We start from the raw sequence: 25021 nt of genomic DNA on the forward strand, positions 1-25021 counted from the left end.
GCCGCTATTTATGATGAAAATGAAATTAAGCTCTTCGAAAAGAGAATCCGCTCCTATAAAATACGTACAGTCTTCTTGTCAATTAATTTTAAAAGAATATTCATGGATATTCCTCCGCCTATCGCTAAGAAAAAACTCCTAGAATTCTAAAATAACCCCTTCAAATAAGGCGTGTTCTTTGTCATCTGAAATTCGAAAAAACTGAAAACTATAATTCTGGGTAAAATTTTGTTATACTTACAAACAGACCAGTTGGTATGCGGAAGGAGATACATCAAATATGGATATAAAATCGCAATTAATTGATACTGCTACGACCCTTTTTCAACAAAAAGGATATAAAAATGTTGGACTTAACGAGATTTTAAAAGCTTGTAATGTTACAAAAGGAGCGCTCTATCATCATTTTCCAAACGGAAAAGAAGAATTATTGATTATTTGTTTACAAGGTTTAAATGAGGCCATTACCACAGATATCAAAGCTATTTTCAGCAGGCATCTATCAGCTAAGGACGCCATACTCTCAATGATTGATAAGTTAATTCGGGATTTTGAAAAAAGTGGCACCATTATCGGCTATACATTTAGTAGCATTGTCAGTGAAATGGCAACGATGAGTGAACCAGTCCGTACTGCTTGTAGTGCTCTATATGAAAACATTCAACACCTTTACTATGAGAAACTTATAACGGAAGGCTATTCGAGTGAATCAGCTTCCGCTATCGCATTGTTGATGACAGCTTCGATTGAGGGTGCAATGATGCTTTGTTTGACGCAAAAATCCGCAACACCTTTGAAAACAATTGCCACATTATTGCCGGGTATATTAAAAGTGAACAAGTAAATTCGACAGAACCCGTTAATATTGTGTTTGTTAAACTGAGTGCATCTTTAGTGTAAATTACATTTACTGCGGTTTTATTGATATATCTTACGATTATTCACTCCATAGCGTGATTTGTTATTGGCATATTCATCGATGTATTTAACGTAGGTCTCAAATATGAATTTTGAAAGGAAGAAAAACAAACTATGCATCAAGAAAACAGACTACCGAAAAACAGTAAAGAGGGCGCGTTATTTGGCGCAATTATCGTAACATTATCAGTATTAACAATGGGACCAATCAATATGATCCTTGCTGCTGGAGGCTTCAACAAAGATGTTGCAATGAACATGCTAATCGTGTTACCTATTATTTGGGTTTTCGTCATGATAATTGAACCGGTAGCAATCGGTCGTTTTGCAGAATTTTTATCATCTAAATTCATTTCGCCAACAGATGGTTTTGCTGCTCGTATTATGTTCCGTACAATTTTCACAGTATTAGGTATGTCATTTACAATGACATTTGTTGGGGTTATCATTGGGGATGGTTTTACAACTGATATCTTTGCACACTTTATCCAAATCTGGCCCCGTAACTTCTTACTCGCCCTATTTTTAGAGAGCGTAGTTATCCAACCATTTGCACGTTTAGTAATGGTTAAAATGCACGCAGCGCAAGATAGAAAAGCCGCAGTTCAAACGAATACACAAAATATCTAAAAAAATCGCTCAGACTTTTCAAAAAGTCTGAGCGATTTTTTTATTATTCATTCAGCAGGCGTACGGACGACTAAAACATCGCATTTAGCTGAACGTACGATTGCTTCAGATACAGAACCAATTAAGTAGCGCTCTACTGGCGTATGCCCCGTAGCGCCGCAAATAATTAAGTCTGCCTTCACCAATTTAGCAATCTCTTTTGTAATCACCGTTTTAGGTGAACCATATTCAATAATGATAGTTACATTTTCAACGCGAGCAGCTGCTGCGCGTGCTTTATAGCGTTCTAAAATTTGTTGAGATTGTTCTTTGACTTGCCCAGCAATTTCTTTATCAAGAGGTCCCAAGTAGCGCGTATCAATAATGTTAACGAGGTTTAATTGTGATCCTTTATTTCGATATGCAATCTCAAGTGATTTACGAAATGCATAATCGGCCTCTTTTGAACCGTCTACAGCTACTACAATACTTTTATAACCAGTTGCCATTAGTCATAATCTCCTTTTTAAATTATGTAATAAATCAGTTGTAGTTATTTTAAATTCACATTTTTTGATTTTTTCATGAACAAATACAATATAACATTAATCACTGCAAATACTAAAACGACTATAAAGTTTTTCAGATTATCCAATATACTTTTCTTCGAGTTTTTCTTTCTATTTTCACTTCTTTTTAAAAAGTGGATAGATGGGGTTGTGGAAAAAGGAAGATGGAAAAGGGGATTCGAAGTGGACCGAATGGGACAAATGAATTTGAAGTAAATAAAGCATACATGGATTGGTACGCATACCGCGGCGCTCATCGGGTTATTGTTTGGAGCAAGCAAAGTGAACACAACCATATGGATGACCATCCGTATTGCATTATGGATACTTGTATTTGGCTTTGTAACGGCGATGGGCTTTGATTTCTTTTTGGAAAATAGCTAGTTCTTAAAATACAAAAGCCGCTCAATTAATGAGCGGCTTTACGTTTATCCAAACGCCGTGATAGAAGATTGCGCCGGTGATAGTGCTCCGTGAAATCTTTGCATAATTCAACTTGCCGCAAATACTTGTGCTAGCTCTCCGGCCATCTTTGTTTTTTCTTGTTCTCCTGCATGATTCCATAGCTTTTCGAAAAACACCCCTAGTCCAGGTAACAGGTGCTCTTCACCTCGTTTAATAGCATCTTCCACAACGTTACGGATATCATCCGCTGTATTATTCGTCATGTTTGCTGAAATGGCATCTCTTATTTGAAAATCCATTTTATCAACCTCCCACTTTCATTTTGGACACAAATATCGCCAACTATACCGTCATTTGATACACTGAAAAGAAAAAGGCGGTAACGTACATATGAAACGAATTGAATCATCACAAAACGCACTCGTGAAACATTGGAAAAAGCTTGTCACAACACGAAAAGAACGCGATCTGTCGAAAGAATTCCTTGTCGAAGGTTTTCATCTCGTCGAAGAGGCATTAAAAAGTAACGGGACAATTCTCGCGTTGATCACCCGTGACGGAGTTGAAATACCTCAAGGATGGTCTATCGAAGGTGTAAAGCTTGTTGAGATAACAGAGGCAATTGCGAAAGAAATTTCGGAAACGGAGCAGTCGCAGGGTATTTATGCACATTGCCGTCAGCCGGAGCATGCCGAAGAGGATTATTCAGCATGGAAAAAACTTTTGTTAATTGACGCAGTCCAGGATCCTGGTAATGTCGGAACGATGATTCGGACGGCAGATGCTGCTGGAATGGATGCAGTTATTCTTGGAATGGGGACCGCTGATTCGTATAACCCGAAAACAGTACGTTCTGCGCAAGGCTCACATTTCAATATTCCAATCGTCAAGGGTGATCTTATTGAATGGACGGCTAAGGCGAAAGAAGCGGGCATCCAAGTTTTGGGGACAGGATTGAAAAATGCTGTGAATCATTCCGATATTTGGCCACAAGACGAATTTGCATTGATTGTTGGAAATGAAGGCAGTGGCGTCAATCCGGATTTGCTTGAGATGGCGGATAATACGGTCAAGATTCCAATGTACGGCAAAGCAGAATCGTTAAACGTCGCAGTGGCAACGGGCATCCTGCTATATACGTATTCTAAAGTGTGAAAATTAGCATGTTGTTGATGATCAAATCATAATCGGGTATACTATTGGTTATGAATAGAAATGAAAAGCAATGATCGGGAAAAGTAAACAATACATGAGCCGAAAGGGAGTCCGCGCCTTGACTGAAAGCGCAGATGGGTAAATGATTGTCGAAGTTCACCCCGTGAGCTGCCGCCAGGACCAGCGTAAGCTGTAAAGGTGTGCCGGTGCCGGACCGTTATTCCGATTTGAGTGATCATATCTTCGGGTATGATAATCAGGGTGGTACCGCGAAATCGTCCTCGTCCCTTTTTTAAGGGGCGGGGTTTTTATTTCGTCTAGTTTCGGGCGCCAGACGCCCTACACTTTTTTTATTTTGAAAGGAGAATTGACATGGAAGCACAATTAGAACTGTTGAAAGTAGAGGCGCTTGCAAAAATTGAAGCAGCTTCAGATGTAAAATCATTGAATGAAGTTCGTGTAGCCTACTTAGGGAAAAAAGGGCCAATTACTGATTTGCTGAAAGGCATGGGGAAACTTCCTGCTGAAGAACGTCCGAAAATGGGGGCGCTTGTCAATGTTATTCGTGAGGCAGTGACAGAAGTGCTCGAAGACCGTATGGCGAAACTTGAAGAATTAGCCATCAACGAACAGCTTGAAAAAGAATCGATTGATGTAACATTGCCTGGAAGTCCTGCACGTACTGGAAATCACCATCCGTTAACACGTGTTGTTGAGGAAATCGAAGACTTCTTCATCAGCATGGGCTATGAAATTGCTGAGGGTCCTGAAGTTGAGAAAGATTATTACAACTTTGAAGCGCTGAACTTGCCAAAAGGCCATCCAGCACGTGATATGCAAGATTCGTTCTACATATCCGAAGATATTCTTCTTCGTACACATACGTCTCCAGTTCAAGCACGGACGATGGAAGCGAAAGGCGGCGCGCCGATTAAGATTATATGCCCAGGTAAAGTGTACCGTCGTGATAGTGACGATGCGACGCATTCTCATCAATTCACGCAAATTGAAGGGCTTGTTATTGGTGAAGATATCCGCATGAGCGACTTGAAAGGGACACTTTCTTTATTCGCTAAAAAAATGTTTGGCGATGAGCGTGAAATCCGTCTGCGTCCGAGCTTCTTCCCATTCACGGAACCGTCTGTTGAAATGGATATTTCATGTTTTAAATGTGGCGGAAACGGCTGTAACGTTTGTAAGAAAACAGGCTGGATCGAAATTTTAGGTGCCGGTATGGTACACCCGAATGTACTGGAAATGGCTGGTTATGACCCCGCTGTTGTATCAGGTTTCGCTTTCGGTATGGGACCTGAACGTATTGCAATGTTGAAATATGGTGTGGAAGATATCCGTCATTTCTATACAAATGACGTGCGGTTCGTATCGCAATTCCACCGGACGGAAGCTTGAGGAGGAGACGAATATGTTAGTATCTACAAAATGGTTAAGTGAATATGTAAATATAGAGGGAATTTCTACGGCAGACCTTGCGGAGAAAATTACACGTTCGGGCATTGAAGTTGATTCCATCATCGACCGTTCGCATGGTATGACGAACATAGTTGTGGGTTATGTGTTGGAATGTGTGAAACATCCTGAAGCGGATAAGTTGAATATTTGTCAAGTGGATGTTGGGGAAGAAACTACACAAATTATTTGTGGTGCTCCCAACGTTGCAGAAGGGCAAAAAGTCATTGTTGCACGTCCAGGTGCAGTACTACCAGGCGGCATGAAGATTAAAAAAGCAAAACTGCGTGGTGAGGAATCGAACGGAATGATCTGTTCACTTCAAGAGCTTGCAATTGAAGGCAAGCTTGTACCAAAAGCATATGCAGAAGGAATCTATGTGCTTCCTGAATCAGCTGTACCAGGTGAATCCGCACTCCCGCTGCTTGGTCTTCATGATCAAGTGCTTGAATTCGATTTAACGCCTAACCGTTCAGACGCACTCAGCATGATAGGCGTTGCGTATGAAGTTGGAGCGATTTTATCACAAGGTATACAACTCCCTGAAATTAACTACACGGCTTCAAATGAAAAAGCCGAAGATATGCTGAAACTGCGTATCGATGCAAAAGAAGAAAATCCGATGTACGTAGCGAAAGTCGTTAAAAACGTTAAAGTAGAAGCATCGCCGTTATGGCTTCAAAACCGTTTAATGGCTGCTGGAGTACGTCCACATAATAACGTTGTCGATATTACAAACTTTGTCCTGATGGAATACGGTCAGCCGCTTCATGCATTTGACTATGACCGTCTTGGAACAGGTGAAATCGCTGTCCGTCTTGCGGAACAAGGTGAAAAAATCACGACATTGGATGATACTGAACGGACACTGGAAGCGCATCAACTTGTTATTACGAATGGTAAAGAACCTGTAGCGATTGCTGGCGTAATGGGCGGATTAAATACGGAAGTACATGATGGAACGACGACGGTTGTCATCGAATCTGCTTACTTCTCATCAGGATCTGTCCGCCGTACTTCGAGAGAGCTTGGACTTCGTAGTGATGCGAGTACACGTTTTGAAAAAGGAGTCGATCCTAATCGAGTCGAAGCAGCAGCAGAACGTGCCGCACAGCTTATGGCTGAAATTGCGGGGGGCGAAGTGCTTGCTGGATCTGTCATTGTTGATGAACTCGATAAAACGCCTGTACGCATTACTGTTTCACCGGATTATATTAACAATCGCCTTGGTATGAAGATCCCTCTTGAAGAAATGCTAGCTATTTTAGACGGATTACAAATCCCTACAGAAGCGGTGAACGGAAAATTGATCATTGACGCACCGACACGCAGGCAGGATCTTCGAATCCAAGAAGATATTATCGAAGAGATTGCACGGATGTACGGCTATGACTTGATTCCAATGACACTTCCAATAACGGAATCGACGCCGGGTGGGTTGTCGCCGTATCAAGCGAAACGTCGTACAGTTAGAGCGTTCCTTGAAGGCGCAGGACTCTTCCAGGCACTGACGTATTCATTAACATCTAAGGAACAGGCACAAAGCTACGCACTTGAAACAGCACCTGTTACAGAACTTCTGATGCCGATGAGTGAAGACCGCAGTATCCTTCGGCAAAGTCTTATCCCGCATCTCCTTGAGGCTGCAACATACAACGTTGCACGCCGTATGGATTCGGTAGCACTTTATGAAACTGGATCGGTATTCCTTGGTGAAGAGGAAGATGGACTGCCGCAAGAAGTTGAACATGTTGCAGCTGTTATTACTGGGAAATGGGTTGACCATGCATGGCAAGCTGAAACGAAATCGGTCGACTTCTTCGTTCTAAAAGGAATTGTCGAAGGCATGATGGATAGTCTCGGTCTTTCTGAAGGTCTGTCATTCGAACAAACTGTTCTTGACGGGATGCATCCTGGACGGACAGCAAACATTTTCTATAATGCCGAACGGATAGGTTTGATTGGACAAATTCACCCGACAGAACAGAAAAAACGTGATTTGAAAAACACATATGTAATGGAAATGAACCTTGCTGAAATTTTGGCAGTTGAAACGGAAGAACTTTTATATACCCAGGTTCCACGTTTCCCATCGAGTTCAAGGGACATTGCGCTTGTCGTTTCGAGCGATACATCAGCAGGTATGCTTGAAAACGTTATTCGCAGCGCTGGTGGTAAATTGTTGAAATACGTTAGATTGTTTGACCTGTACGAAGGGGACAATGTTGAAGATGGCAAGAAATCACTTGCGTTCTCACTGACATATTCAGATGCTGAGCGCACATTGACAGACGAAGAAGTTGTCAAAGCGCATGACAAAGTATTGAACGCATTAACAACAGAAGCAGGAGCTTTGCTTCGCGGATAACTAAAATCAAGAGGCACACAGAATTCTATTCTGTGTGCCTCTTTTTGGGGAAATGCAATTAGAAAAGAAAAGTTGCAACTACGTTTGAAAAATTGAAATTAGAATCTTAGAGTTGCCATTAAAAACGTAAAGTTGCAATTACAGTAATTACCTTGGCATTTGTTGCTTAGATTTTCGCGAAAACGAAGAGTTGTGATTACACACCAAAACTCACCCTCTTTTCCTAGCCGCAAGATTCTTAGCTTTCCCTGCATTCGCAAAATGCCACTTCGTCAGTGATTTCAAAGTATCTTCACCGCTTTTTAATAAAATCTTGGCGGCCACCTCATCCACTCTCGGTCCCGCGCCTTTTGGCAGTGTCATTCCTGCAATCCCGCTCAACCGGTCCATCTCTTCTAAAAATGCAACACGTGCAATAATTGACGCAGCTGCAACCGACATATGAAGACCTTCCGCTTTTGTCGAAAACAGCACATTCTCTCGCACAATTTCAGACTCCGCTTTGATGTGATTATAATAAATTCCGCGCTCCGCAAATTGGTCAATCAAAATATAATCGGGTTTCTCCCCGTCCATTTTCCGGAGTACATGCTTAAGTGCTTGATTATGGAGGAGGGCTTTGATCTTTCCTTGAGACCAGCCGCTCGCTTGTACATCATTGTATTTCTCGTTTTCAAGCGTCAGTACACTATAAATGAGCGCCTCCTGTAAATCAGGTGCGATTTTTCGCATGAGGTCATCTGTTAGCATTTTTGAATCTTTTACACCAAGTTCGCGAACAAGCTCTATTTGATTGGCACGGACGAAACAAGCTGCAACAGTAACAGGCCCGAAGAAATCACCCGTTCCTGTTTCATCTGACCCGAGAACGGATAACTGTGCCAAGCGGTCTGGCAGCACATCACCTTTTGTTTTCACTGCGGCCGACCCCGCTTTAACTTCTGCTGTGCCCCAACGCGCGGCTTCTCGTTCAGATCCTGCGCCCTGGAATAGTACTTTTCCGGACTTGTAGGCTGTGATTGAGGTATCAGGTAGTTTCGCTGCAAAGACGACGCCAGGAGCATTGCGTACGACTTTTGAAGACATGTAATGATTTATCACTTTTTTCATATCTTGACTGTTTACAATAATAACTTGATTACTCAATTTATAACTTCCTTTCGTCGACTTAATTCACAACTAAAACCATTTCGTGGTATGATTAATAACAGAGTTTTTTATGTGGGAGGTCGTATCATTGGCAGACGAACAGAAGACACGCATAGCAGTTGACATATACGGACAGACCTATAAAATGGTCGGTACCGAAACAAGCACTCATATGCGGCTGGTCGCCTCGATGGTCGATGAAAGGATGAGGGAAATCAGTGCCCATAACCCTTATCTCGACAGTACAAAAATCGCTGTGCTAACCGCCGTTAATAGTGTACATGATAATCTTAAATTAAAAATGCAAATTGAACAATTAGAAGTAGAATTGAATAAGCTGAAGGGTTGACGGTATTACATGCTTGATTTATTAATTATTATCCTCCTATTTGGGGGACTCGTAACTGGATTCAGACGGGGACTCATTGTCCAAATTATACATATGACAGGTTTCATCATCGCACTTGTCGTCGCTTATACGTACTATAAACAACTTGCGGAAGCATTTGTTCTTTGGGTTCCTTATCCAGGTGTGACTGCCGGTTCAAAATTATCCATGACAGTTGAACAACTTGATCTAGATGGGACGTTCTATCAATTACTGGCATTTGTTTTGATATTTCTTGTTGTCAAATTTGGATTGCAGCTCATTGCATCTATGTTTGATTTCCTGAAGTATTTGCCCGTCCTCGGTTTCGTTGCACGTATTGCGGGAGCTTTGTTCGGATTTATCGAATTCTATATACTTATGTTCCTTGTTCTCTATCTGCTGGCTATGCTACCGATAGAGTTTATCCAAGAAAGGATAAGCAATTCATTGCTTGCTAAGTCGATGTTTGAACATACGCCGGTGCTATCTGAAACTGTGAAAAAATGGTGGTACATTTATACAAACTGACGGCTTCCCCCTTTTTGGAGGGAAGCTTTTTTCTAGAATTGTCTATCCGCAGCGGCCGAATGCAAAAGGACGCTTCCGTATATCAGAACAGGAGGGCTTATAGTGAATAAAAAAACAATCATTCGCACGTTTGAAAAAATCGCTTTATATATGGAGTTGCTTGGGGAAAACCATTTCAAAGTAGCAGCATTTAGAAAAGCGGCCAACGTGCTTGAACTAGATCCACGCAGTTTATCCGAAATGGATGATATTTTAAAGTTGAAAGGGATTGGCAAAGGCACGGGTGCTGTCATTACCGATTTGCTAGAAAAAGAAGAGTCTGATCTGCTGAAAGAACTGGAAGAAGCTGTGCCAAAAGGGCTTATTCCATTGTTGAAAATACCAGGCCTAGGTGGCAAGAAAATCGCCAAACTACGGGAAGCGATTGGCATCGATTCGGTTGAATCGCTCCATGCGGCATGCATGGCAGGGGAAGTAAGTAAAGTAGCTGGTTTCGGCAAGAAGACAGAAGAGAATATGTTGAGCGAAATTGAAATCTTAGGAACTCGTCAAGGGAAATTTCCGCATTGGCAAATGGAGAAGGTTGTTACATTTGTTGAGCAGGAACTTCGTTTGATACCAGAGATTAAACATTTTTCTGTCGCTGGAAGTTACCGTCGAACGGAAGAGGAAAGTAGTGACGTCGATTTCATCATTGTGACGGACGAGCCCGCAACTGTACGGGAAAAGCTACTTGCCACATTACCTCTGGTTGCGACGATTGCGGCAGGGGATGCGAAACTGTCTGTAACACTCGACTTGGAAGAGGCGATTGACGCCGATTTCCGCTTCGTGAAAGCAGAACAATTCGCAAGTGCTATTCATCATTTCACTGGCTCGAAAGACCATAACGTCAAAATGCGCCAACTTGCGAAATCTAGAGGAATGAAAATAAGTGAATACGGAGTGGAGAATGAAGATGGTTCCATCGAGACATTCGATTCAGAAGAACAATTTTTCGCTCACTTCGGTTTGCCGTTCATCCCGCCTGCAGTGCGCAGAAATGGCAGTGAAATCGATCGTGTCGATGAACTAGCCGGCTTGGTAGCGATCGAGGACATCCGTTCGGACCTTCATATGCATACAACATGGTCGGACGGAGCGTACTCAATCCGTGAAATGGTTGAGGCCTGCCGTGCTAAGGGCTATTCTTATATGGTTATCACAGACCATACGCAGTATCTCAAAGTTGCGAACGGACTAACACCTGAACGAATACGTGAACAAATCGTGGAGATCCGTTCGTTGAATAAAGAATATGATGATATCGAAATTTTTTGCGGAACGGAAATGGACATCCTTCCTGACGCTACACTGGATTTTGATGATGAACTGCTAAGTGAGTTAGATTTTGTCATTGCTTCTATTCACTCTAATTTCAGTCAATCACAGGAATTGATTATGGAACGGCTCCATACGGCTATGAAAAATCCGCACGTCGATATGATTGCACACCCGACCGGTCGAATCGTTGGTCAACGGGAAGGTTATAATCCTGATGTACCCCAACTTATTCAGTGGGCGAAGGAGTATGGTAAAATACTTGAGTTGAATGCGAACCCATATCGGCTCGACCTTGCGACTGATCATCTGATTATGGCGCAGGAAGCTGGAGTTACTATTGCCATTAATACAGATGCACATGCAATTGAACAACTAAATTATATGACTACTGGCGTAAACTACGGTAAAAAAGCATGGTTGAAAAAAGAGACGGTCGTTAATACGTGGCCGCTCGATAAATTTATCCGCGAAATTGTGCGGAAGTGAGAGGAAGTGTAAGACATTGGAAAACCGTGTCTTAAAAACACTTGAGTTCGATAAAATCCGGGATATGGCAGCAACTCATTGCACATCATTCGCCGGTCGATCTTATATGGAGAAATTAGTACCCGTTAGTGATTTTGATGAAGTTGTAAAACTGCTAGAGGAAACAGACGAAGGGTTATCGATACTTCGCGTTCGTGGCAATGTGCCAATGGGCGGAATTAGCGATATTAGACCCCATGCCAAACGTGCACAAATGGGCGGCATGCTGAGTGCTTATGAATTGATGGAAACAGCCAACACAATCCGTGCAAGCCGGAACCTGCGTCAATTCATTGAAGCGATAGTGGCAGATGAAGATATTGAAATTCCGCATTTCATTGCGAAAAAAGATGCCATTCCGATTTTGACAGGCTTGGAACACGAAATCAATGCATGCATTGATGACAATGCGCATGTTGTCGACAGCGCTTCAGGATCGCTACGTACAATTCGGCAAGGTTTGCGAATGCAGGAAGGCCGCGTACGTGAAAAGCTGGAAAGTTATACACGTGGGAAAAATGCTGCAACGATGTTATCCGACGCCATTGTCACTATCCGGAATGACCGTTATGTGATTCCAGTAAAGTCGGAGTATCGTTCGCATTACCGTGGTGTTATTCACGATATGTCGTCGTCTGGTCAAACGCTTTTCATCGAGCCTGATGCAGTCGTACAGGCAAATAATGAAATTAGAAGATTAAAACTGCAGGAACAGGAAGAAATCGAGAAAATCCTTATTGATCTGTCCGCGAAAGTGCAGGAAGTCGCACATGATTTATTCACCCTTGTTGCGATACTGTCTGAAATCGACGTTATCCTTGCGAAAGCAAAATTTGGCAAAGCGCATAAATGCACGAAGCCCGAAGTGAACAATAAAGGCTATATTCGTCTAACGAAAGCGCGACATCCCTTGTTGTCGATGGAAGAAGCAGTTGCGAATACAATTGAATTCGGTAAAGATATCACAACCATCGTTATTACCGGACCTAATACGGGCGGGAAAACGGTCACATTAAAAACGGTAGGATTATGTACGCTAATGGCACAGGCAGGACTTCCTATACCGGCACTCGACGGCTCTGAAGTTGCAGTGTTCGATTCGATCTATGCTGATATTGGAGACGAGCAATCGATTGAGCAAAGCCTTAGTACATTCTCCTCACATATGGTGAACATCGTCGATATTTTAGAGAAATACGATGACCGTTCCCTTATTATATTCGATGAGCTCGGTTCGGGTACGGATCCGCAGGAAGGGGCGGCACTTGCCATCTCGATTCTGGATGAAGTGCATGGACGTGGTGCAAGAGTAATGGCAACAACTCATTATCCAGAGTTGAAAGCATATGGCTATAACCGTCCAGGCGTTGCCAATGCAAGTGTTGAATTTGATGTTGACACGCTTAGTCCTACGTACCGTTTGTTAATAGGCGTTCCAGGACGCAGTAATGCGTTTGAAATTTCAAAGCGACTAGGATTGCAGGACTGGGTTATTGATAGGGCGAAAAAATTCACGGGTACAGATCGCGGTGAAGTTGATTCAATGATCCTTTCGCTTGAGACAAGCCGTGTGCAATCAGAAAAAGATGCAGAAGAGACGCATGACATCTTACTAGAAACGGATCGTTTGAAACGTGAATTGGAAGAAAAACTAACGGAGTTCGATAACAAGAAAGAACGAATGGAAGAAAAAGCAAAAGAGAAAGCCAAAAAAATCATCGAAGATGCGAAGCGTGAATCGGAAGCAATCATTTCAGATTTACGTGCAATGCGCCTGAATGTGGGGGCAAACGTAAAAGAACACGAATTGATTGAAGCTCGAAAACGTCTTGAAGGCGCTGCTCCTGCTGAAGCGAAGAAGAAGGCAGTGAAAGCGAAGGCAGCGCCAAGGGCCCTTCAAACAGGTGACGAAGTGAAAGTGCTCAGTTATGGTCAAAAAGGGACGCTCATTGATAAAGTTTCAGATCATGAATGGATTGTCCAAATCGGTATTTTGAAGATGAAGCTTGATCAATCAGGACTGGAATTTGTTAAACCTGAAAAAGAGAAAAAACAGTATGTATCAACTTCAGTAGCGGGACGAGATACACATGTTAAAATGGAACTCGACCTGCGGGGAGAACGCTATGAAGATGCAATTTTCCGCACAGAGAAGTATTTGGACGATGCGCTCCTATCAAATTATCACCAAGTGTCGATTATTCATGGCAAAGGGACAGGGGCGTTAAGGCAAGGTATCCAGCAATTCTTGAAAAATCACAGCCGCGTGAAAACGTACCGATTTGGCGAAGCCAGTGAAGGCGGACACGGCGTTACTGTTGTTGAATTGAAATAATTCCACTGTTTAAGTTAACCAATGTATACCTGTATAAACCAAGCAAAGGCGCCTTACAAGGGGGAGTCACTGAAAAAGTTCTTTTTTATAGTAAGAACTAGTTGATTGTAGTGAAGAGCGGCTTTTGCTAGCGTTGGGAGCACGGGGCAAGAATGCCTTAATTTCTGCAAAGAACACAGAAATACGGCAAATCGAACCCTTCGTAGTTCGATTGACTGAAGCCGTGCCCGCGGAAAGCGCCCGCTCGGAACGGAAATCAACGGGATTGAAGGAAATCGTACTTTTTCAGTGCTCTCGCTAAGGGCGGAAGGCATCCCCGAGCGCCGCAGCGACTTGAAAGGAATCTCTATATCCACCTATGCAGTGGATAAGATTCTCTCAAAGTTTCATGCGCTAATGAAAAAGTATATTCCCGTTTTTGAAACCTTTTACGTGCTTATCCGTATAGGAAGGAATGACCGAACGTAAAAGGAGTCTAAAACTATGAATAAAACCGAATTTTGGAATCATCCATTAGTAGAATCAGCAGGCTATTTCAGTGTAGTAGTCCTATGTCTTATCGTTTCAATGGTGCTTTTTGAGCTCGTCACGAAATATAAGAATTGGGAAGAAATTAGAAAAGGAAACGTTGCAGTGGCACTTGCGACAGGTGGTAAAATATTTGGGGTAGCAAACATTTTTCGATACTCAATCGAACAGCATAATTCATTACCTCAAATGATTGGCTGGGGCTTGTTTGGATTTACCCTGCTTATTTTCGCCTATTTGTTGTTTGAATTCCTGACACCTAAATTCAATATTGATAAGGAAATCGAAGCAGATAATCGTGCGGTCGGTTTCATATCCTTGACGATATCAGTGGGACTTTCATTCGTTATAGGAGCAAGTATTTCATAAGGGTTGTGAAGTTGTGGAAAAATTAGCTAAAATATTACTCGTTGTCTGCGTATTATTTATCGCAGTAGGTATTTATTGGATGACGGCAAATACACCTTGACCAGTTTATTCTGGTCAAGGCTTTTTTTATTGACATAAAATATTCTATTTGAAACCTGACTCAATTACTACTATAATTAGATTAGGAATATTCAAAGAATTGAAGAAGAGGAAAAAGGAGGCTTTTATTTGACAATGAAACCTTGGCTGGACTTATATCCCGCTGAAATCTCAAAGACGCTTGACTATGAACATATTCCTATTCAGGAATTCTTGACAAGATCCAGCGAGAAATATCCTAACAAGACGGCTATGCATTTCCTTGGTAAAGACATCTCATTTAAAGAGTTTCATGAATCAGCTTTGAAGTTCGCGAACTATTTGACAACTATCGGAATTGTCAAAGGGGACCGGGTTGCAATCATGCTTCCAAACTGTCCACAAGGGGCAATTGCCTACTATGGGATATTGTATGTGGGTGCAATCGTCGTTCAGACGAATCCTCTTTATACGGAGCGTGAAGTGGCTTATCAAATGGTTGATTCTGGAGCGAAAGCAATCATTTCACTCGACATTCTATTTCCGCGAATTTCGAAAATCGTTAAAGACACAAAACTTGAGCATGTAATAATAACGGGAATAAAAGACTACCTACCGTTTCCTAAGAATCTCATCTATCCATTCATTCAGAAAAAAGAACACGGGATTACAGTGAAAGTTGAGCACCGTGGAATGAACCATCTATTCACGGAAATTATGAAAGTCGCAAAATCAGATCCGGTTAGTTATGACTTTGATTACGATGAAGATATTGCGTTGCTGCAATATACGGGTGGCACAACGGGTCCTCCAAAAGGAGTCATGTTGACACACGCTAATCTAATTTCTAACGTTAAAATGTGTGGCGAATGGTTGTATAAGTGTAAAGAAGGCGAAGAAACGGTCATGGGTATTTTGCCATTCTTCCACGTATATGGAATGACAACCGTATTAATTCTTTCTGTCATGCAAGGGAATAGAATGGTACTTATCCCTAAATTTGATTTTGAAACGGCTTTGAAAGCAATCGATAAACAGAAGCCAACCTTATTTCCTGGCGCACCTACGATCTATATTGGACTATTAAACCATCCTAATCTTAAAAAATATGATCTGTCTTCAATTAAAGCATGTATTAGTGGTTCTGCTGCATTACCGGTCGAAGTGCAGGAAAAATTCGAGAAAATCACCGGTGGAAAACTAGTTGAAGGATATGGCCTTACGGAAACATCTCCTGTTACCCATTCAAATTTCGTCTGGGCAGACAAACGAGCTAAAGGATCAATTGGTGTTCCATGGCCTGATACAGATTCTTGCATACTTGGTCCTGAGTCATCAGAACCGCTGGCGAATGGAGAAATTGGTGAAATTGCGGTAAAAGGCCCTCAAGTGATGAAAGGCTATTGGAATAGACCGGAAGATACGGAACAAACTTTCCGCGATGGCTGGTTTTTAACTGGGGATCTTGGATATATGGATGACGAGGGTTATTTCTATGTTGTTGATCGTAAAAAAGATATAATCATTGCAAGCGGTTTCAATATTTATCCACGGGAGATTGAAGAGGTTCTTTATGAACATGAAGCGATACAGGAATGTGTTATCGCGGGTATCCCAGATCCGTACAGGGGCGAAACTGTCAAAGCCTATATTGTCTTGAAACAAGGAGCTACTGTAACGGAGGAAGAGCTTGATAAGTATTGTCGAGAGAATTTAGCATCGTTTAAAGTGCCGCGACTTTATGAATTCCGTTCAGAATTGCCGAAAACAGCTGTCGGGAAAATTTTACGCCGTGCTTTGATTGATGAAGAAAAAGAGAAAGCTGAAAAGGAATTACTTCCACTGTGATGTAATGCTTGACATAGTAGCCGTTAACAACTAATATGAAAATATGAATGAATCATCATTCATATTTTCTTTTTGGTGGTGATATATAGATATGAAACGAGATAGACCAAAATATAAGCAAATAGTAGATGCGGCAGTCATTGTCATTGCTGAGAATGGATACCACCAAGCCCAAGTTTCGAAGATAGCAAAAGAAGCGGGGGTTGCTGACGGGACAATCTATCTTTACTTCAAAAATAAAGAAGATATCCTGATATCTGTTTTTAGAGAAAAAATGGCGATTTTCGTAAATAACGTCGAAGTTATATTGAAACAGGATATTGATACATCTGAAAAGCTATTCAGACTGATTGACAGTCATTTTCGCATTCTACATGAAGACCGTCACTTGGCAATTGTTACGCAACTAGAACTTCGTCAATCGAATAAAGAATTACGTCTTCGTATTAACGAAGTCCTAAAAGAATATTTAACGCTCCTAGATGCAATTTTGAAAGAGGGAATCGTGAATGGGGCGCTAGACGAAGGCCTTGATATTCGACTTGCTAGACAAATGGTATTTGGTACAATTGACGAAACAATCACTTCATGGGTGATGAATGATCAAAAATATGATTTAATGAAACTATCACCCGAAGTACATAGGCTGATTATGAATGGAATGAAAGCGTAACTTGAATCAAGTTAAGTAGCCTCTGGCGGATGTCGCAAATTTTGAAGTGGGTTCGGGAAGGCAACCAAAGTTCGCCGCGTCCTGCGGCAAAGGTTGCATACCTGCATCCAGCAGGCATAATTCAAAATTTGGACGCAATTACGCCGAGGCGTAGTTGATGGAAAGTGGGGATGAAATGGAGTTTCTAACAGTAGCAATTGATGATGGGGTAGCTGTTGCGACAATTAACAGGCCACCCGCGAATGCGCTTTCACGCGCACTCATACTGGAAGTGAATGCATTACTTGATCAAGTGGAGAACGACGATTCTGTACGAGTCATTGTCTTTCACGGAGAAGGCAAGTTTTTCTCGGCTGGAGCAGATATTAAAGAATTTACATCTGTCACTTCAGGCGAAGAATTTTCAAAACTTTCCGCAAGCGGACAAGAAGTTTTTGAACGGCTTGAACGTTTCTCTAAACCGGTTATTGCCGCTATTCATGGCGCGGCACTGGGTGGTGGGCTTGAACTAGCGATGGCCTGTCACATGCGGATTGTAACTGAAAATGCGAAACTGGGCTTGCCGGAATTGCAATTGGGTCTAATCCCCGGTTTTGCTGGGTCACAGCGTCTTCCGCGTTACGTCGGCATGCCGAAAGCAGCGGAGATGTTATTAACGAGTGATCCAATCAGTGGGATAGAAGCAGCCCGTCTAGGACTTGCCAATCATGCTTATACAGATGAAGAACTCCTGCCTAAAACAATGGAGCTTGCTAAGAAGATTGCTAAGAAGGGTCCTGTCGCAGTGAAAGCTGCACTAGAGATGCTGCAATTTACGAAGCATCCTTCTTATTATGAAGGTGTGAAAGCAGAAGCTGATTCATTCGGTGAAGTTTTCGTCTCTGAGGATGCAAAAGAAGGAATCCAAGCATTCCTTGAAAAACGTGTACCTGTATTTAAAGGGAAATAATTAAAAAGTTAGGGAGGCCTGCAATATGAATATTTATGTACTAGTAAAACGGACATTTGATACAGAGGAAAAGATCACGGTTTCTAACGGTAAAATTTCTGAGGATGGTGCGGAGTTCATCATCAATCCTTATGATGAATATGCAATTGAAGAAGCTATCCAGGTACGCGACGCAAATGACGGCGAAGTAACTGTCATTACAATCGGTGGAGAAGACGCGGAAAAACAACTTCGAACAGCGCTTGCAATGGGTGCAGACAAAGCGGTTCTAATCGATACTGAAGATGACCTTGATGAAATGGATGAATTCACATCTGCTAAAATTATTGCTGAGTATTTGAAAGATAAAGAAGTAGATTTGATTCTTGCAGGAAACGTTGCAATTGATGGCGGTTCTGGACAAGTTGGTCCACGTGTGGCTGAACTTCTAGGCATTAACTACGTAACGACAATTACGAACCTTGAAATCAACGGTACATCCGTCAAAATCATTCGTGATGTTGAAGGGGATTCTGAAACAATTGAAACGTCACTGCCATTACTAGTGACTGCTCAGCAAGGTCTTAACGAACCACGCTACCCGTCACTTCCAGGTATTATGAAAGCGAAGAAAAAGCCGCTTGAAAAGCTTGAACTAGATGATCTTGACCTAGAAGAAGATGACGTAGAAGCGAAAACACAAACAATCGAAATTTACCTTCCGCCGCAAAAAGCTGCTGGACGTATTCTTGAAGGCGAAATTTCTGATCAAGTGAATGAACTTGTAAATCTGCTTAAAAATGAAGCTAAAGTAATCTAATCAGACTTTTAATTGTAATGGAGGGACTATAAATGTCTAAAAAAGTAGTAGTACTTGGGGAAGCACGAGAAGGAGCTTTGCGTAACGTTTCATTCGAAGCGATTGCAGCTGCTAAAAAGATTTCGGGAGGCGGAGAGGTTGTCGGGGTATTGCTCGGCGATGCTGTTCAGTCACTTGCAGAAGAAATGATTCATTACGGAGCAGACCGTGTCGTTACTGTGGAACATCCACATTTGAAACTATATACTTCTGACGCATTCAGCCAAGCGTTTATGGCGGTTTACGAACAAGAGAAACCGGAAGCTATTGTGTTCGGTCACACAGCTTTAGGGAAAGATTTGTCACCTAAGATTGCTAGTAAACTAGCATCAGGTTTAATCTCTGATGTAACTACTATTGAAGGCGAGGGCGATGCTGCGGTATTCATCCGTCCAATCTTCTCTGGTAAAGCATTTGAAAAAGTGAAGAACAAAGACGGACTTCTATTCATCACAGTACGTCCGAATAACATTGCGCCTTTAGAGCACGACGCAGGCAGAACAGGCGACGTAGCTGCACTATCTGTTGATGTTACCAATCTTCGTACAATCATTTCAGAAGTTATTCGTAAATCGACAGAGGGTGTCGATCTTTCAGAAGCGAAAGTTGTTGTTGCAGGGGGCCGTGGCGTGAAAAGTGCGGAAGGCTTCGAACCATTGCAAGAACTTGCGACACTTTTAGGTGGAGCAATCGGTGCATCTCGTGGAGCGTGTGACGCGGATTACTGTGACTATTCTCTACAAATCGGGCAAACTGGTAAAGTTGTTACACCGGACTTGTACATTGCTGCAGGTATTTCGGGGGCAATCCAACATATGGCAGGAATGTCTAACTCGAAAGTAATCGTGGCAATCAATAAAGATTCAGAAGCGAATATTTTCAAAGTAGCAGACTATGGAATTGTTGGTGACCTTTTCGAGGTTATTCCGATGATGATTGAAGAAATTAAAAAAATTAAGACAAACTAATTTAAAGTGAAGCTCCCTCAATAGTGGGGAGCTTCTTTCAATAACTAAGCATATATTTAGCCCGTCATATAGCTGCATGCTATAATACAGACATAGGTTATCTATTAAGAGGAGGAAAATTTATTATGGCTATTATTCACGCGACTGATCAGAGTTTTGACGAAAATATTAAAGAAGGACTTGTCCTTGTTGACTTTTGGGCACCTTGGTGTGGACCTTGTAAAATGATCGCTCCAGTTCTTGAAGAACTAAACGGCGAAATCGAAGGTAAAGCGAACATTGTTAAAGTTGACGTTGATGACAACCAAGAAACAGCTGGTAAATATGGTATCATGTCAATCCCTACTTTGGTTCTTTTCAAAGATGGAGAAATTGTTGACAAAGTTGTCGGCTTTAAACCAAAAGAAGCACTTGCTGAATTGATTGCAAAACACGCTTAATTAGTAACTTAATTTAGCAGAAGTTCAAAATCTGGGCGAAATATTTTTTGCGATGAAAGCGAAGCGGCAGTCGCAAATAGCCGAGATGTATTTGATAGAATAACCGGGTCCTTCATTGGCACCCGGTTTTTTGGTAGGTGAATTAGATGAATGAGTTAATCGCAGAAAAGTTGGCCATATTACCGGAGTTGCCAGGCTGTTATTTGATGAAAGATAGGCAAGGGACAATCATTTATGTGGGAAAAGCGAAAGTGTTGAAAAATCGGGTTCGTAGTTATTTTACGGGTAGCCATGATGCTAAAACACAGCGACTTGTTGGAGAAATCATAGACTTTGAATATATTGTCACTTCAACCAATCTGGAAGCGCTTGTCCTCGAGTTGAACCTTATCAAACAGTATGATCCGAAATATAATATCATGTTAAAAGATGATAAGACCTATCCATACTTAAAATTAACGGCAGAGCGTCATCCGAAACTAATCATTACGAGACAAGTGAAAAAAGACAAAGGGAAATACTTCGGTCCGTATCCTCATGCTTTTGCCGCCGGTGAAACGAAAAAGTTGCTTGACCGGCTCTATCCTTATCGAAAATGTCATACGATGCCTGATCGGGTCTGTTTGTATTACCATCTTGGCCAGTGCCTCGCCCCTTGTGTCAATGAAGTGGAATTGGAAACGTACAAGGAAATGGTTGATGATATTACCCGCTTTTTGAATGGCGGCTATAAAAGTGTGAAAAAAGAATTGACGGAAAAAATGGCTGCAGCTGCGGAGAATTTGGAGTTTGAGCGCGCGAAAGAATACCGCGATCAGATTGTTAATATTGAAGCGATTATGGAAAAACAGGCGATGACGATGAGTGATTTCACTGATCGTGATGTCTTCGGATTTGCTGTGGACAATGGATGGATGTGTGTTCAAGTCTTTTTCGTCCGTCAGGGAAAGCTAATTGAACGGGATGTATCGCTATTCCCGGTTTATCAAGAACCGGAAGAAGAACTGCTAACGTTCATCGGGCAGTTTTACGGTAAGTCCCAACATTTAATCCCGAAAGAAATCCTGTTGCCTCAGGGAATGGATAGTGAAATCGTCCGTCAACTTCTAGATGTCAACGTCTTCATTCCGCAGCGCGGTAAAAAGAAAGATCTCGTCCATCTAGCCATCAAGAATGCTGAGATATCATTGAAAGAAAAGTTCCAACTTATTGAACGACAAGAACTTCGTACAATTGGCGCATGTGAAGAACTTGGCAAGGCGATGAATATCACCATACCGTACCGTATTGAGGCATTTGATAATTCACATATGTACGGTTCAGATGCCGTCTCTGCGATGGTGTCATTCCTTGATGGGAAACCGAACCGTAAAGACTACCGAAAGTATAAGACGAAAACTGCGGCAGCACACGATGACTATGCGGCGATGCGTGAGGTTGTAAGGCGGCGTTATATCCGTGTGCTAAAGGATGATTTACCATTACCTGACCTTATCGTTATAGATGGTGGTAAAGGTCATATGGAAGCGGCCAGGGAAATCATTGAAGATGAGTTGAACTTGTCGATTCCAATTGCTGGACTTGCGAAGGACGATAAACACCAGACGGCGCAACTTCTCTATGGCAATCCGATTGAAATGATCCCGCTAAAGAGAACGAGTGAAGCGTTTTACTTGTTACAGCGAATTCAAGACGAGGTGCACAGGTTTGCAATTACTTTCCACAGGCAACGGCGCGAAACTAATTCATTGACATCAGCGCTCGATGGATTACCAGGCGTCGGACCGAAACGGAAAACATTATTACTTAAACACTTTGAATCTATGAAAAAGATTCGTGAAGCATCCGTTGAAGAGCTGCAACAAGCGGGCTTGCCGAAGGTGGTTGCGGAATCAGTGGAAACGTATTTCCGTGAAGAGGCATTGCGAGAAGAGAAGTAATGTGATAGAGTGAACGCACTGAGTTTTTTCACTAAAAAATTGCATATGTAGTGAAGATAGAGGTGCGGATACCAATAGTAAATCTCCGGAAGGCGGCAGCCTGATGAACGGGATTGAAAGGAGTATTCGCCGAAGCGGACCAATCGGCTGTCACGATTGTCCTGCTGGATTTCCATTGAATAAATGGAAGTCTGTCAGGTATAAAAATACCTGGAGAGCTATCTGAACGGGGCGGCTCTTCGGCGAGCGCTCCAATCGGACCGGCTCTCATACTTATGAGGGCCGTTTTTGCGTTCAGGGGGAAATTGGAGGGAATAATTATGGAACGAATTGTAATGAAATTTGGTGGCACATCAGTTGCGAACCCCGAGAGGATTGCACGCGCTGCAAAGCTTGTACAAGGTGAAGTAAGTCGGGGGAATCAAGTTGCGGTTATCGTCTCTGCAATGGGGAAAACAACGGATGATCTTCTAAAGCTCGCCGTGGAAGTTAATCCGAAAGCGGGCCGCCGCGAACTTGATATGCTACTTGCGACAGGGGAGCAAGTAACAGCATCCCTTTTAGCGATGGCAATTGCGGCACAAGGTTTGGAGGCTCGCTCATATACAGGGTGGCAAGCGGGTGTAACGACAGAGTCAGTTCACGGCAATGCGCGAATCGAGCAAGTCCATGCAGATAAGGTTGTATCGACGCTTGAATCGGGTGCTGTTGCAGTGATAACCGGCTTTCAAGGTGCTGACAGCTCGGGTGAGTTGACAACACTTGGTCGCGGGGGATCTGATACAAGTGCTGTGGCGATTGCGATTGCAATTGATGCAGCTATCTGTGATATTTACACAGACGTTGAAGGGGTATTTACGACAGATCCAAGATTAATTGGACAAGCGAAGAAACTTGAGGAAATATCATATGATGAAATGCTTGAAATCGCGAATTTAGGCGCAGGAGTACTTCACCCAAGAGCGGTGGAGTTTGCCAAGAACCATCAAATGCCGCTTCGGGTCAGACCTGCACATATGGAAGGTGAAGGAACGATTATCAAGGAGGAAATTGATTTGGAAAACAATTTAATTGTTCGGGGCATCGCCTTTGAAAGAGATATTATTCGGATTACAGTTATGTATGACGTTCCATACAATGGCTCGCTTGCGAATATATTCACTGCACTTGCGGATCACCATGTTAACGTCGATATTATCGTCCAGACAATTATGGAAGGCGTACAGCCGTCTGTGTCATTTTCCATTAAGAAAGAGGATTTTGCAGAAGCTATTAATGTTTTGGAGACAGAAAAAGAAGCCCTTGGTTACAACAGAGCCGACTTTGAAGTGGGTCTTGCGAAAGTTTCAATCGTTGGAAGTGGAATGGTATCCAACCCAGGAGTCGCTGCACAAATGTTTGAGATACTCCGTAGTGCATCAGTTCCTGTGAAAATGGTTAGTACGTCTGAAATCAAGGTATCCGTAGTTATTCCAGAATCGGATATGGAAATAGCGGTAGCGGCGCTTCATAAACAATTCGGGTTAGACAACGACTGAAATAATTTGTTATGTCTATTGTTAACCATTTTATTGCAAGTGCCTGAAGACAAAGGGCGCTCTATCACTTTTAATAAAGCCTTCCTTGTAAATTTTAGTTAAGACTATACAAGTTACAGTGCAATTCCATATAGAAAGTGACACTTCCTTAAAATTAAAAAGGAAATGCTATATAGATGGATTCAGCAGCCAAAATTCCATCTTTGGCTGCTCTATTATGGATTGGAAAGTGCTTATTCATTCGTTCCCAAAAACCCCTCATGCGATTAACGAGAAAACTGTGAGAGGTGCAACCCAACGGAAACTGTACATAGAGTGTTTCATCATGAAAATAAGCAGTAATTTACTGGTTATTTTTAGTTATATATGTTGACATAAAGAAACCTCTGAACAACGCACGGCGCATGGAGATGCCTTCGCTGGAGATCATATAGAATCAATAGTTCAACATATATAGATTAGTTGTATGAAAAAGAAGATGCGCCCGATTTAAAGGATGCATCTTCTTTTTCATGCCTCAACTTTCGTTTTTAAGTCCCATTTGACTTGGAAATGGATGAGACCATCCTTTGCGTTAAATTCTCCGTAGCACTCAGTGAGCAGTCCACTAAATTTCTGGTACTGTTGTGCAATGAAACCGGCTTCAAGTTGGCAAGATCTGTTTTGGGCATTTGTAGCGAAATCATTTTTTAAAGAATAAAAAGCCTCGTCTTTCAACGTCTTTTCAAGATGAAGTGGTCCCCATCCGGCTTCTTGAAAGAACTCAGGAAGTTCATCAATACCAAAAATCGGGAATTTTCGAGCTACTTCTTTTCCGGCCCAATAAAGGATTTCATCTTCATGTTTCCCGAGGATACTTGGCAACACGTGATCTCGTAAAATTTCATAGCCAAAACGGGTTGGTGAATCATATGTAGTATTTTCCAATCGAATATGCAACCCTTTCGGTTAAATGATAGCGTTAATGAATCCAAGAGAATAATAATATATTAAATTCGGGCGTGTCGAAAAGCCCACATCGTCTTGACCTCTTCAAAACTGAGGAGTACAATGGTTATGTCATAATATTGTACCACGAAGAGGTACGTCGTCAACGGTCGCTTCATGTCGAAATGATGACAGAGGCGCACT

At 42.1% G+C, this 25021-nt stretch carries 23 protein-coding genes, 1 riboswitch and 1 other annotated feature; of the genes, 19 read left to right on the forward strand and 4 right to left on the reverse strand.

Annotated features, from left to right (window positions below; all coding sequences use genetic code 11):
- Positions 1-280 precede the first annotated feature (280 nt).
- On the forward strand, positions 281-844 hold the full coding sequence (locus MKY15_RS15465) for a TetR/AcrR family transcriptional regulator (protein ID WP_067207798.1): 564 nt from the start codon (positions 281-283) through the stop codon (positions 842-844).
- Between the two features lie 188 nt (positions 845-1032).
- Positions 1033-1548 (forward strand): DUF2798 domain-containing protein, encoded by a 516-nt coding sequence (locus MKY15_RS15470; RefSeq protein ID WP_067207801.1) that lies wholly within the window; start codon positions 1033-1035, stop codon positions 1546-1548.
- 47 nt (positions 1549-1595) lie between these two features.
- Here the strand turns inward: MKY15_RS15470 and MKY15_RS15475 are convergent, their stop codons facing one another.
- On the reverse strand, positions 1596-2036 hold the full coding sequence (locus tag MKY15_RS15475; RefSeq protein ID WP_340765173.1) for a universal stress protein: 441 nt from the start codon (positions 2034-2036) through the stop codon (positions 1596-1598).
- A gap of 224 nt (positions 2037-2260) precedes the next feature.
- Here MKY15_RS15475 and MKY15_RS15480 point away from each other — a divergent pair, with 224 nt between their 5' ends.
- The gene (locus tag MKY15_RS15480; RefSeq protein ID WP_342537927.1) at positions 2261-2458 is read left to right on the forward strand and encodes a hypothetical protein; all 198 of its coding nucleotides are present in this window, start codon (positions 2261-2263) and stop codon (positions 2456-2458) included.
- A gap of 129 nt (positions 2459-2587) precedes the next feature.
- Here the strand turns inward: MKY15_RS15480 and sspI are convergent, their stop codons facing one another.
- Positions 2588-2800 (reverse strand): small acid-soluble spore protein SspI, encoded by a 213-nt coding sequence (gene sspI, locus MKY15_RS15485; RefSeq protein ID WP_067207810.1) that lies wholly within the window; start codon positions 2798-2800, stop codon positions 2588-2590.
- Positions 2801-2891: 91 nt separating this feature from the next.
- Here sspI and MKY15_RS15490 point away from each other — a divergent pair, with 91 nt between their 5' ends.
- The 3 genes from MKY15_RS15490 to pheT all read left to right on the forward strand — a co-directional run bounded on the left by MKY15_RS15490 (position 2892) and on the right by pheT (position 7491).
- On the forward strand, positions 2892-3656 hold the full coding sequence (locus MKY15_RS15490) for an RNA methyltransferase (protein ID WP_187047338.1): 765 nt from the start codon (positions 2892-2894) through the stop codon (positions 3654-3656).
- Between the two features lie 61 nt (positions 3657-3717).
- Positions 3718-3948, forward strand: a binding site (T-box leader).
- 80 nt (positions 3949-4028) lie between these two features.
- A complete protein-coding gene (gene pheS, locus MKY15_RS15495; RefSeq protein ID WP_342537929.1) occupies positions 4029-5066 on the forward strand; it encodes a phenylalanine--tRNA ligase subunit alpha in 1038 nt (345 codons plus the stop codon).
- 13 nt (positions 5067-5079) lie between these two features.
- Positions 5080-7491: a phenylalanine--tRNA ligase subunit beta gene (gene pheT / locus MKY15_RS15500; RefSeq protein ID WP_342537931.1), complete on the forward strand. Its 2412-nt coding sequence runs from the start codon at positions 5080-5082 to the stop codon at positions 7489-7491.
- A gap of 210 nt (positions 7492-7701) precedes the next feature.
- Here pheT and rnhC read toward each other — a convergent pair whose 3' ends face one another.
- Complete coding sequence (gene rnhC / locus MKY15_RS15505; protein ID WP_342537932.1) at positions 7702-8637, reverse strand: ribonuclease HIII; 936 nt, start codon at positions 8635-8637, stop codon at positions 7702-7704.
- 91 nt (positions 8638-8728) lie between these two features.
- Here rnhC and zapA point away from each other — a divergent pair, with 91 nt between their 5' ends.
- From zapA to MKY15_RS15570, 13 genes are all read left to right on the forward strand, one after another.
- Positions 8729-8989 carry a cell division protein ZapA gene (gene zapA / locus MKY15_RS15510; RefSeq protein ID WP_067207824.1) on the forward strand — a complete coding sequence of 87 codons (261 nt, stop codon included), beginning with the start codon at positions 8729-8731 and terminating at the stop codon, positions 8987-8989.
- Positions 8990-8998: 9 nt separating this feature from the next.
- Positions 8999-9538: a CvpA family protein gene (locus tag MKY15_RS15515; RefSeq protein WP_067207826.1), complete on the forward strand. Its 540-nt coding sequence runs from the start codon at positions 8999-9001 to the stop codon at positions 9536-9538.
- Positions 9539-9640: 102 nt separating this feature from the next.
- A complete protein-coding gene (gene polX, locus MKY15_RS15520) occupies positions 9641-11347 on the forward strand; it encodes a DNA polymerase/3'-5' exonuclease PolX (RefSeq protein ID WP_067207829.1) in 1707 nt (568 codons plus the stop codon).
- Positions 11348-11411: 64 nt separating this feature from the next.
- Positions 11412-13721, forward strand: a complete 2310-nt coding sequence (locus tag MKY15_RS15525; protein ID WP_342539772.1) for an endonuclease MutS2 — start codon at positions 11412-11414, stop codon at positions 13719-13721.
- 483 nt (positions 13722-14204) lie between these two features.
- The gene (locus MKY15_RS15530; RefSeq protein ID WP_067207831.1) at positions 14205-14618 is read left to right on the forward strand and encodes a DUF350 domain-containing protein; all 414 of its coding nucleotides are present in this window, start codon (positions 14205-14207) and stop codon (positions 14616-14618) included.
- A 228-nt stretch (positions 14619-14846) separates the two neighbouring features.
- Positions 14847-16544, forward strand: coding sequence for an AMP-binding protein (locus MKY15_RS15535; protein WP_342537937.1), 1698 nt, complete (start codon positions 14847-14849; stop codon positions 16542-16544).
- A gap of 91 nt (positions 16545-16635) precedes the next feature.
- Complete coding sequence (locus MKY15_RS15540) at positions 16636-17217, forward strand: TetR/AcrR family transcriptional regulator (RefSeq protein WP_067207836.1); 582 nt, start codon at positions 16636-16638, stop codon at positions 17215-17217.
- A gap of 175 nt (positions 17218-17392) precedes the next feature.
- Positions 17393-18166, forward strand: a complete 774-nt coding sequence (locus MKY15_RS15545; RefSeq protein WP_067213902.1) for an enoyl-CoA hydratase — start codon at positions 17393-17395, stop codon at positions 18164-18166.
- A 25-nt stretch (positions 18167-18191) separates the two neighbouring features.
- The gene (locus MKY15_RS15550; RefSeq protein WP_187047341.1) at positions 18192-18965 is read left to right on the forward strand and encodes an electron transfer flavoprotein subunit beta/FixA family protein; all 774 of its coding nucleotides are present in this window, start codon (positions 18192-18194) and stop codon (positions 18963-18965) included.
- A 32-nt stretch (positions 18966-18997) separates the two neighbouring features.
- Entirely contained in the window at positions 18998-19972 is a 975-nt protein-coding gene (locus MKY15_RS15555; RefSeq protein ID WP_187047342.1) for an electron transfer flavoprotein subunit alpha/FixB family protein, read from the forward strand.
- A 125-nt stretch (positions 19973-20097) separates the two neighbouring features.
- Positions 20098-20412: a thioredoxin gene (trxA, locus tag MKY15_RS15560; RefSeq protein WP_342537938.1), complete on the forward strand. Its 315-nt coding sequence runs from the start codon at positions 20098-20100 to the stop codon at positions 20410-20412.
- Between the two features lie 146 nt (positions 20413-20558).
- Entirely contained in the window at positions 20559-22352 is a 1794-nt protein-coding gene (gene uvrC / locus MKY15_RS15565) for an excinuclease ABC subunit UvrC (protein WP_187047343.1), read from the forward strand.
- 49 nt (positions 22353-22401) lie between these two features.
- Positions 22402-22581: riboswitch (Lysine riboswitch) on the forward strand.
- A 91-nt stretch (positions 22582-22672) separates the two neighbouring features.
- Positions 22673-23890 carry an aspartate kinase gene (locus tag MKY15_RS15570; protein ID WP_067207851.1) on the forward strand — a complete coding sequence of 406 codons (1218 nt, stop codon included), beginning with the start codon at positions 22673-22675 and terminating at the stop codon, positions 23888-23890.
- A 510-nt stretch (positions 23891-24400) separates the two neighbouring features.
- Here MKY15_RS15570 and MKY15_RS15575 read toward each other — a convergent pair.
- Positions 24401-24817 (reverse strand): YslB family protein, encoded by a 417-nt coding sequence (locus MKY15_RS15575; RefSeq protein WP_338652858.1) that lies wholly within the window; start codon positions 24815-24817, stop codon positions 24401-24403.
- Between the last annotated feature and the right edge of the window lie 204 nt (positions 24818-25021).

The sequence above is a fragment of the Sporosarcina sp. FSL K6-1540 genome, from assembly GCF_038620285.1.
In the GTDB taxonomy this organism is placed as follows: Bacteria; Bacillota; Bacilli; order Bacillales_A; family Planococcaceae; genus Sporosarcina; species Sporosarcina psychrophila.